This is a genomic window from Flavobacterium sp. 90 (genome assembly GCF_004339525.1).
In the GTDB taxonomy this organism is placed as follows: domain Bacteria; phylum Bacteroidota; class Bacteroidia; order Flavobacteriales; family Flavobacteriaceae; genus Flavobacterium.
In genome coordinates, this window is record NZ_SMGE01000001.1 from 816,114 (window position 1) to 824,930 (window position 8,817).

General features: G+C 29.8%; 8 protein-coding genes. 1 reads left to right on the forward strand and 7 read right to left on the reverse strand.

The features are described 5' to 3' along the window. Positions 1–60 precede the first annotated feature (60 nt). The 7 genes from C8C83_RS03265 to C8C83_RS03295 form a co-directional block, all read right to left on the reverse strand. Positions 61–570 carry a hypothetical protein gene (locus C8C83_RS03265; RefSeq protein WP_121326424.1) on the reverse strand — a complete coding sequence of 170 codons (510 nt, stop codon included), beginning with the start codon at positions 568–570 and terminating at the stop codon, positions 61–63. Between the two features lies 1 nt (position 571). Next, positions 572–1,525: a hypothetical protein gene (locus C8C83_RS03270; protein WP_121326425.1), complete on the reverse strand. Its 954-nt coding sequence runs from the start codon at positions 1,523–1,525 to the stop codon at positions 572–574. Next, a complete protein-coding gene (locus tag C8C83_RS03275) occupies positions 1,509–2,033 on the reverse strand; it encodes a hypothetical protein (RefSeq protein WP_121326426.1) in 525 nt (174 codons plus the stop codon). The genes C8C83_RS03270 and C8C83_RS03275 overlap by 17 nt, the downstream gene beginning before the upstream one ends. Then, positions 2,026–3,213, reverse strand: a complete 1,188-nt coding sequence (locus tag C8C83_RS03280; RefSeq protein WP_121326427.1) for a hypothetical protein — start codon at positions 3,211–3,213, stop codon at positions 2,026–2,028. The genes C8C83_RS03275 and C8C83_RS03280 overlap by 8 nt, the downstream gene beginning before the upstream one ends. Then, a complete protein-coding gene (locus tag C8C83_RS03285) occupies positions 3,213–5,117 on the reverse strand; it encodes a type II and III secretion system protein (protein ID WP_121326428.1) in 1,905 nt (634 codons plus the stop codon). The genes C8C83_RS03280 and C8C83_RS03285 overlap by 1 nt, the downstream gene beginning before the upstream one ends. Before the next feature lie 5 nt (positions 5,118–5,122). Then, positions 5,123–6,529 (reverse strand): GspE/PulE family protein, encoded by a 1,407-nt coding sequence (locus tag C8C83_RS03290; protein ID WP_165877221.1) that lies wholly within the window; start codon positions 6,527–6,529, stop codon positions 5,123–5,125. A 483-nt stretch (positions 6,530–7,012) separates the two neighbouring features. Next, positions 7,013–7,444, reverse strand: a complete 432-nt coding sequence (locus tag C8C83_RS03295; RefSeq protein ID WP_121326430.1) for a type II secretion system protein — start codon at positions 7,442–7,444, stop codon at positions 7,013–7,015. Positions 7,445–7,746: 302 nt separating this feature from the next. Here C8C83_RS03295 and C8C83_RS03300 point away from each other — a divergent pair, with 302 nt between their 5' ends. Continuing rightward, positions 7,747–8,766: a proline-specific peptidase family protein gene (locus tag C8C83_RS03300; protein WP_121326431.1), complete on the forward strand. Its 1,020-nt coding sequence runs from the start codon at positions 7,747–7,749 to the stop codon at positions 8,764–8,766. Positions 8,767–8,817: the final 51 nt, after the last annotated feature.

The following is an 8,817-nucleotide window of genomic DNA, read 5'->3' on the forward strand; positions in this document are numbered from 1 at the left end:
ACTTGATGTTTTTTTCAGATAATAAAATTTAGAATAAATACCCACCTTTAGTTTTTCTGTTTATTTTTTCAAGCGAACGATCTTTCTTTCTGAATTAAAATAAACCTCTATAGAATCTTTGTATTTCTTTTTTACAATTAATCCATTATACGGAGTATTAATTTTAAGCTTGCATAATTTTGAATCTACCTTCAGTAAAACCAATTCCTGTTTTTTTTCTTTAGATTCAAAATAACCGTAATAAGATAAAATGGGCCAGCTTAAATTTGGATCTGTTTTTAAAGTTGGAGTTACAACTTCCTTTCTTACAGAAACATAATTTGATGTTGGTCTTTTCGGGACTATTAGAGCGGTTTGAAATTGTTTGTTTAAAAACGGATCTCGGCCTATTTTTTCCAGTTTAAAAGTGTCCTTTTTAATTTGCTTTATATTGATATTGACTTGTTGATTTCGTTTTTCAATAAGCAGATTACTGCCTGAAAATTGACGATTAAGTGCTTTGTATCCTGCGGTTCCCCAAAGTGCCAAAACCACAATAATTAAAATTATATTTATTCTTTTTTTAGCCATTTCAATTCACAGTGAACTTGAATCCAGTACTGTTTGCTCCTATATTTCCAGCCTCATCAATAGCTCTTACTCTCCAATAATAAATACCGGTAGCTGAAAACGTTTGCTGCAATGATGTTGTATTACTTTTTTGAGTTTGAACAATTATATTAAAATCAATATCATTGGCAAATTCAACTATATATGAAATTGGTGCTTTAACATTACCAAGATCTGTTGCAATACTCCAGGTAAATGAAATATTAGAATTAGCTATTTGAGTTGAATTATCAGCAGGCAAAGTGTTTTTTGGCTGATTAGGAATTGTGGTGTCAATGTTGAATTTTCGTGCAGAATATAGTTTTGTTTCTGTATCGGCATTTTTAGCTTTTACCCTCCATTCATAAGTTCCATCAACTAAAGTTGGCAAATCCAGTGTTAATGAAGTATCTGTAATATCCGTTTTTGAGAACACTTCCTGACTTGTGACTGTATTTAGAACTTTAACACTATAACTTTCAGCATTTTTAAGCACTTCCCAGTTTAGCGTAACATTTATAAAATTTACATATTTATCATTTTCAGGGCTTGATAAAATTACTAGCTGATTGGTTAAATCATCCGGAATTGTAGTCGAAAAATTAGACGGAAAAGAATAAATAGACTCATAAGCATAATTTTCACCTCTTACTCTCCAGATATAATTTCCAGCTGCTAATGGCAAAGTAATACTCGTTTTGTTAGTTAAAGAATCCAAAATTAAAACCTGATCAGATTCATATATTTGGACACGATATTTATCAGCACCTTTTAGATTATTCCATTTAAAATTAACTACATTACTTTCAATTTTAGAATTGTTTATTGGCGAAAAAATTTGAACAGTATCGTTGCCAATATCTTCTTCAAGAATATCATCGCATGAATAAGTAAAAATCGCTAGGGCAATTACTGCAAGTTTATTTATTGTTTTCATAGTTTTGGAAAATCATTTTTAGATGTAAAACATCCGATTTATTATTGTTTTTTACGATATAGAAGTTCATACTTACAATTCTTGAAAGATTAAATTGCTTCTCAAAATTATAGGCCAGTTTTAAAACCTGATTACTATCCCCTGTTACGTCCAACTGATTTGTTATAACATGATAATTATCCTCAGGATAATCATGTATTGGTTTTAAATCACTTATTGAAACTTCGGGAGAATTTTCTGCTGCAAAACTTATAATTCCTTGCTGCACCATTTCTTTTGCAACGCCTTCCTTTCCGATAATTTTATCCAGATATGCAATATCTTTTACCAGAGTACTTGCGTTTTTTGTTTTTTTATCAATATCATCTGCTTTTTTTAAGAGCGTTCTATACTCCATCACCACATCAAACAAAGTATGAAAGGATCTTTTATAAGCCGCAATCGACAATATAAAAAAGAGACCAATAAGGGCATAAAATTTTTGTTTATACGAATAATTTTCAAACATTTTTTAGTGTTATTTTTATTTCGAATATTGATTTATTTTTCTTGTCTTTCTTAAGACTAATAATCTCGAAACGCTGCAGCCAATTCATTTTTCTCAAACCTTCTAACCAATTATTAAAAGACGATTCTTCATAAGTCTCTCCTTTAATAAGGATCGTTTTATTATCAAAAAAAGCTTTCTTATTTTCTTTATATTCTTCTTTTAATGGAATAATGTTTAACTCATTGAGAGAAATAGCGGCGGGAATCGTTTTAATAATTTCATAACCATAATAAGAGAGAAACTTAGAAGACAGAACTCCGGATTCTTTTAAGATATTCAGTTTCTTTTCTTTTTGAATTTCAAGATCTAATATCAGTTGATAGGATTTATTTGAATAAACTGTTTGCTGTTTTAATTCAGCATTTTTAGTTCCGTAATATTGTATTAAAAAATAACTGAATAATAGTGAAGTCAAAAAACCGGTAAGAATTACTATTCCTAAAACTCTAAAAGCTTTTTTATAGATTAATTCTTCACTGCTTAATGCTGAATTGTTTGTTTTTGAAACTTCCTTTGACTGAACAAAAAAATGAATTACTGCTCCGTACAGTGGCAAAAAAGTACTCGAAATTATTTCTTCTCCAATTTTGTAATCTATAAGTTTTAAAGTTTCTTTTTCTTTTACAAAACTTAACAATTTATCATCTTCAAATTCTAAACGCAGTTCATTTGAGAATAAAACTTCTTTTTTTAGTACATTATTCAACAAAGCAGCTAAAAAGGAGCCAACATAAACATCTACAACCTGAAAACTACTTTTTTGAAACTTTGATATTATTTCATCTACAATATTTTTTCTGCAAAAACTTATAAAATTTGATTTTCTGCCTTTTATATCTGTATAGTAAATAGTATTATAATCGATATTCTTTTGCCAATTTAAATCGGCTTCATTTTCAAAATCAATTTCTTTATTCAGGATTCCTTTCCCTTCTACAACAATCAAAAGAGGCTGTTTTTTATCGGCTATTTTTGTTAGTGCTTCAAAGGTTTCGAAAGTTTGTTTTGAAACTATAGAAATCTTATTGGCGCTCTTTTTAATAGCTAGCAAATGATAGACTTCGTAATCTTCTTTTTTGATTACTCCAACAACATTTAAGTTATTTAGTCTTATAATTTTGGATAAATGGACTAACATTAATAAATAACTGTTGGTTTAATAAAAATGTGAAGTTTAGCATCACTTTTCCCCTTTTTCCTACTACTAAAGAACCATTTAATAATTGGTATTCTAGAGATCAAAGGAGTTCCTGTCCCTGAGTTTTCTTTTTTTAATTCGTCCAAACCACCCAATAATATCATTTCGCCATTTTTTACCCTTACTAAAGATTCAAATTTTTGAGTAGCTTTTCCCGGAGGAGCATCTTCGCCTATTCTGGCTAAGAATGAGCTTTTTTCTACTGCAATAGTCAGTGTTACGTTTTCGTCTGTAGATACATAAGGTTTAATCGACACACTAAGATTTGCATCAGTAGATTTCCATGTTCCTGAATTCAAAATATCGTTCCCTATCGTATTGTTTATTAATCGATTACTTTGTTCAAAGTAATAACTGGTTTCTCCTATTGATAGTTTAGCTTCATGTCCACTTATTGTAGCAATTTTAGGTGTAGATTCTATTTTTAAAACTGAATTGTTTTCCAGAAGTTTCAGATTGAGATAAAAAGACTCTGTTACTTTTCCTAATTTAAAAAGACCAAAACCATTAAAAGCATCTATTAAACTATTTACCGAAGATCCGTTTAAAGTCACATCAGAATTAGGGAACAAAACACCACCCGTTTTAACGGAGTTTATTTTATCCAAACCAGCTTTCATTCCGGTCTGGATATCATAAGACTTGTTGTATTGTACTATTATAACTTCAATTTGTACCATAGGTACAACTTTATCAATTTGTTTAATATAAACTTTTAGCTCTTCGAGTATAGATCTTGATCCGGAAACAATAAGTCCATTTAATTCTATAAATTCTTTAATTTCTAATTTTTCAGAAAACAATTTAGGCAGTGAACCAATAACAGATTCTATAGATCGGTTTTCTAACTGAATCATTTCGGTTACTCTCAATCCTTCTGTAGCTTCTTCACCAATTAAATAGAAATTATCCTGTTTTTTATGTGTGTATTTTTTTCCTTTAAAAATATGAGCAAGTAATTCATCAAAAGTAATATTGTCGACAGAAAGTGTTGTTTTTTCGTTTTCGGGCTTGTTGTATAAAAAGTAATTAATATGTAATTTTTCCGCAGCTTCAGTCAATAAATCTGAGGCATCTGCGATATAAGCATTGACTTGTAAAAACCCTTGTTTATTAACATTAATTTCATAAAAACCAGGAACACCGAGGCTTACTTTTGGTTGCTTTGCTTTTGCGGTCTTGATTGGTAAACCATCATCATTTTCATTGTTTTTTTCTATAAAATAAAAATCATTTTCATTTTTAGTTGCAATTAAATTATTTGACTTTGACATCATCTCTATTACCTGATCAAAGGGACGATTTAAAATATAAGCCGAAACAACACTATTTTTTACGTCTTGTGCCAATATCAAATTTTTACCAGACTGATCTGTAATTGCCTTTACAACTGCTGATAAAGTATCATTTTCTAATTTAACAGATAAAAAATCATTCTGAGAATTGTATGAAACATCTATAACTTTTGCCTTTTTTTTCTCTATTATGGTTGTTATTTTTCTTTTTTTGAAAATTATGATATTGTTCATGAAAGAAACTTCAATATCATATTTCTGAACCAGATGTATAAAAACATCTTTTACTGTTACATCAAAGAAATTATTAGCCACTAACTGATTTAACTCCGTGTCGATGTCAATATTCAATTGATGTTCTTCTGCAACTGAAGAAATAAAATCGTGTAATGTAAGTCCTGAAACATCCATTTTAATGATTTCATTCAATCCTTTTTTTTGCAGAGACAACTCGTCAAATTTTCTACTTAATTCAACAATATCCTGCTGTGCTACAATAATATTCGTAAAAAATAACGCTGCTATTACGCAAACAATTTGTTTAAGCATTTGTTTTATATGTTTATTAAAATTGAATATATTTCATCCAGAGATGTTTCTCCATTAACTAAAATCTCAAATGCTTTTTCAGGTAATGATTTATAATTTTTATCATCATTATATAATTTTGTAATTGTATTATTTTTAATAGCTTCTGTAATCTTACTGTCGATGTTTAAAATTTCATAAATTGCTGTTCTTCCTTTGTATCCGGTATGATAGCATTTATTACATCCCACAGGTTTATAATAAGAAGCGATTTCAAAAGGAAATTTAAAGTGTAACGGAAAATCTTTCAGGTTACAAACCGTCTCTTTTTTGCAATGATTACAAAGCTTTCGAACTAATCTCTGAGCCACAGAAAGATTTAAGGTTTCTGCAATTAAATAAGACGGAACTCCCATATCAATTAATCTCGAAATCGTTCCTATTGCTGAATTCGTATGTATGGTTGATAAAACTAAATGTCCGGTTAAGGAAGCACGTATTGCCATTAAAGCAGTTTCTGAGTCTCGTATTTCTCCCAACATAATAACATCAGGATCCTGGCGTAAAAATGATTTTAGTGCAGATGAAAATGTTAAACCAATATCTTCTTTAAGTTGTACCTGATTAATTCCTTTCAAAGTATATTCAATTGGATCTTCAACGGTTACAATATTTCTGCGGCTATCATTTAATAATCTTAATGTAGCATAAAGCGTCGTTGTTTTTCCTGAACCGGTTGGACCACTTATCAAAATAATTCCGTTGGGCTTTTTTACTGCTTCAAGATAATTTTCTAATTCTTCTTCCTGAAGTCCTAAAGTTTTTAGATCAATATTTGAGGCGTCCTGACCTAAAAGCCGCATTACTATTTTTTCACCAAATAATGTAGGTAAAATAGAAACTCTGATATCAAATGATGCATTAGTAATTCTTCCGTCTTGTGGAAGTCTTTTTTCGGTAATATTTAATTTTGCTTTAATCTTGACTTTATTAACCAATTCAAGATAGTTTTCTTGTTCTATTTTATAACGTTCAATTAACTGTCCATCAATTCTAAAACGTATGCGCGAAGAATCTTCATAAACTTCAAAATGAATATCACTGCATTTTAATGATTTTGCTTCCGTCAATACGTTTTCCAGGAAATCACCTTTATCTACATTTAATGATTTATTCGAACTTAATGCCCTTTCTTTCCGATAGTAAATCGATAATCCTTTTTCTATTTCAGCAGAAATTACAGGGTAAAAAATGATGCTTTTACCAAGAAATAATTCCAATTCATCCTTAGCGTCTTTGCTATTATTAGAATTATCAACATATAATTCTAATGTGTTTTCGAAGAAAAATTTAGGTAATATTCTATATTGATTGGCAAGATCATTAGATATCATATGCTGAATATCAGATAGGATTGTAATATCTTGTATCATTATAACAAAGTGATTTTTTGAAAAAACATGAGGTAGTCTTTCAAGATTATAATGAATAAGAACAAAGATGAAAATCCAGCTAACGGAACAGTTTCTTCTTTAATGATTTTTTTCAACACAAACTGCATTAAAATTGCAAATAGAAGTGATCCTATAAAAAATAAAATGTAATTTTTTAATAAAAACAAAGGTGAAACTGCTGCATAAAATAATAAATCTCCCAATCCAAAATAATAGTGAAAAGGATTCAGAAATTTTTTAGATTTTACGCTCATATAAATCGTTAGAATACCTAATGTAATTAAAAAGAATCCTAAATTGAAAATTATGATCTTAGCTAAGTTATCTGTTTTAGGAACAATTAAAAAGATGGATAAACTGAAAATTAATAGCGGTAACACAATGTGTATTCTACGAAATTTCCAATCCTGTATAAAAACGGATATTAGACATAATAACAAAATTGACAGGACTATTTTCAACTTATTCCTTTGTTACTTCCGTTAATATTTTTTTGCTGTCGATTTCCCAAGTATTAAAATTTCCATCGCCATCCAAATCTGAAGTAGCTGTTGCTCGGGCTAAAAAAGAATCATTTGAAGCTTCCAGAATTTCAATTTTATAAACAGCCTGACCACCTTCGTCAACTGTTTTTTCTTGTTCAAAACCAATTTCTTCTAAGCTCCCGGAATATTTTGAATGTCGATAGAAATAACTCTTCTCCAAACCATATACTTGATTTAGCATTGCTTGAGCTTCAATAGCTTTTGCCTGACCAATTACTGAAGTTTGATTTGGTAAAACCATCAATAATAGTATTCCGATGATACACAGAACAATTAAAATTTCGGTTAAAGAATAGGCTTTAACGTATAGTCTTTGAATTGATTTAAAATAACGAGTAGAAATTAACATTTAAAAAGAATTAGATTGCTTAACTCTACAAGTAAGTAATGTATTACAAAAATAGAAGTTTGCGAATATATTCTTTATTATTAGAAACAACTATCCACTAAAAGTTATATAAATAACATATTAAGCTTTTCTATCAAATGCACTTGACTAAAGTTATTAAGATTGCAATGAAAAAATCATCCACACAATAACCTCAGCCGAGCTAAGAAAAAAAGCTTCGTTCGTTACAAATACTACTTATAAAAGAAATTTGTATTTTTAGTCTCAAAAGAAATTCCAACCAATTATCAAACTCTAAAAATATGCGCGCAATTCTCTTCTTAAGTATAATTCTACTAACGGTTTCTTGTAAAAATGAAACGAAATCAACATCTCTTAAATATTATTTTTCATACAATCAAAATAATGAAGTAGAATCAGCTGGTGTAAAAATGATTCCCATAAAAACACCTGTCGGAGAATTTAAAGTGTGGACGAAACGATTTGGAAATAATCCAAAAATAAAAATACTATTGTTGCATGGCGGACCAGCAATGACACATGAATATATGGAATGTTTTGAAACCTTTTTTCAGCGTGAAGGTTACGAATTCTACGAATATGACCAACTGGGATCTTACTACAGCGATCAGCCAAAAGACAGTTCACTATGGACAACAGAACGATTTGTTGAAGAGGTAGAACAAGTACGTAAAGCTATTGGAGCAGATAAAGACAATTTTTATGTATTAGGAAATTCCTGGGGCGGAATACTTGCAATGGAATATGCTTTAAAATATCAGCAAAATTTAAAAGGGTTATTGGTTGCAAATATGGTTGCCAGCGCACCGGAATATGGAAAATATGCTGATGAAGTTCTGGCAAAACAAATGAAACCTGAAGTTCTGGCTGAAATCAGAGCATTAGAAGCTAAAAAAGATTTTAGCAATCCTCGTTATATGGAATTGCTTATTCCTAATTTCTACAAAAAACATTTATGCCGTTTAAATGAATGGCCTGATGGATTAAATCGTGCCAGCAAACATGTCAATGGAGAAATCTATACTTTAATGCAAGGTCCCAGTGAATTTGGAATTAGCGGGCGTTTGGCTAAATGGGATATTAAAAATCGCTTACACGAACTTACAATTCCAACTTTAATGATTGGAGCCAAATACGATACAATGGATCCAAAAGCGATGGAAGAGCAAAGCAAATTGGTTCAAAAAGGAAGATATTTATATTGTCCAAACGGAAGTCATCTGGCAATGTGGGACGATCAAAAGGTTTTTATGAATGGCGTAATTCAATTTGTAAATGATGTTGATTCTCAAAAATTCTAAGAGGAAAAATTAAAAACAAATTATTTAGACAATACAATTTAATTAAACACC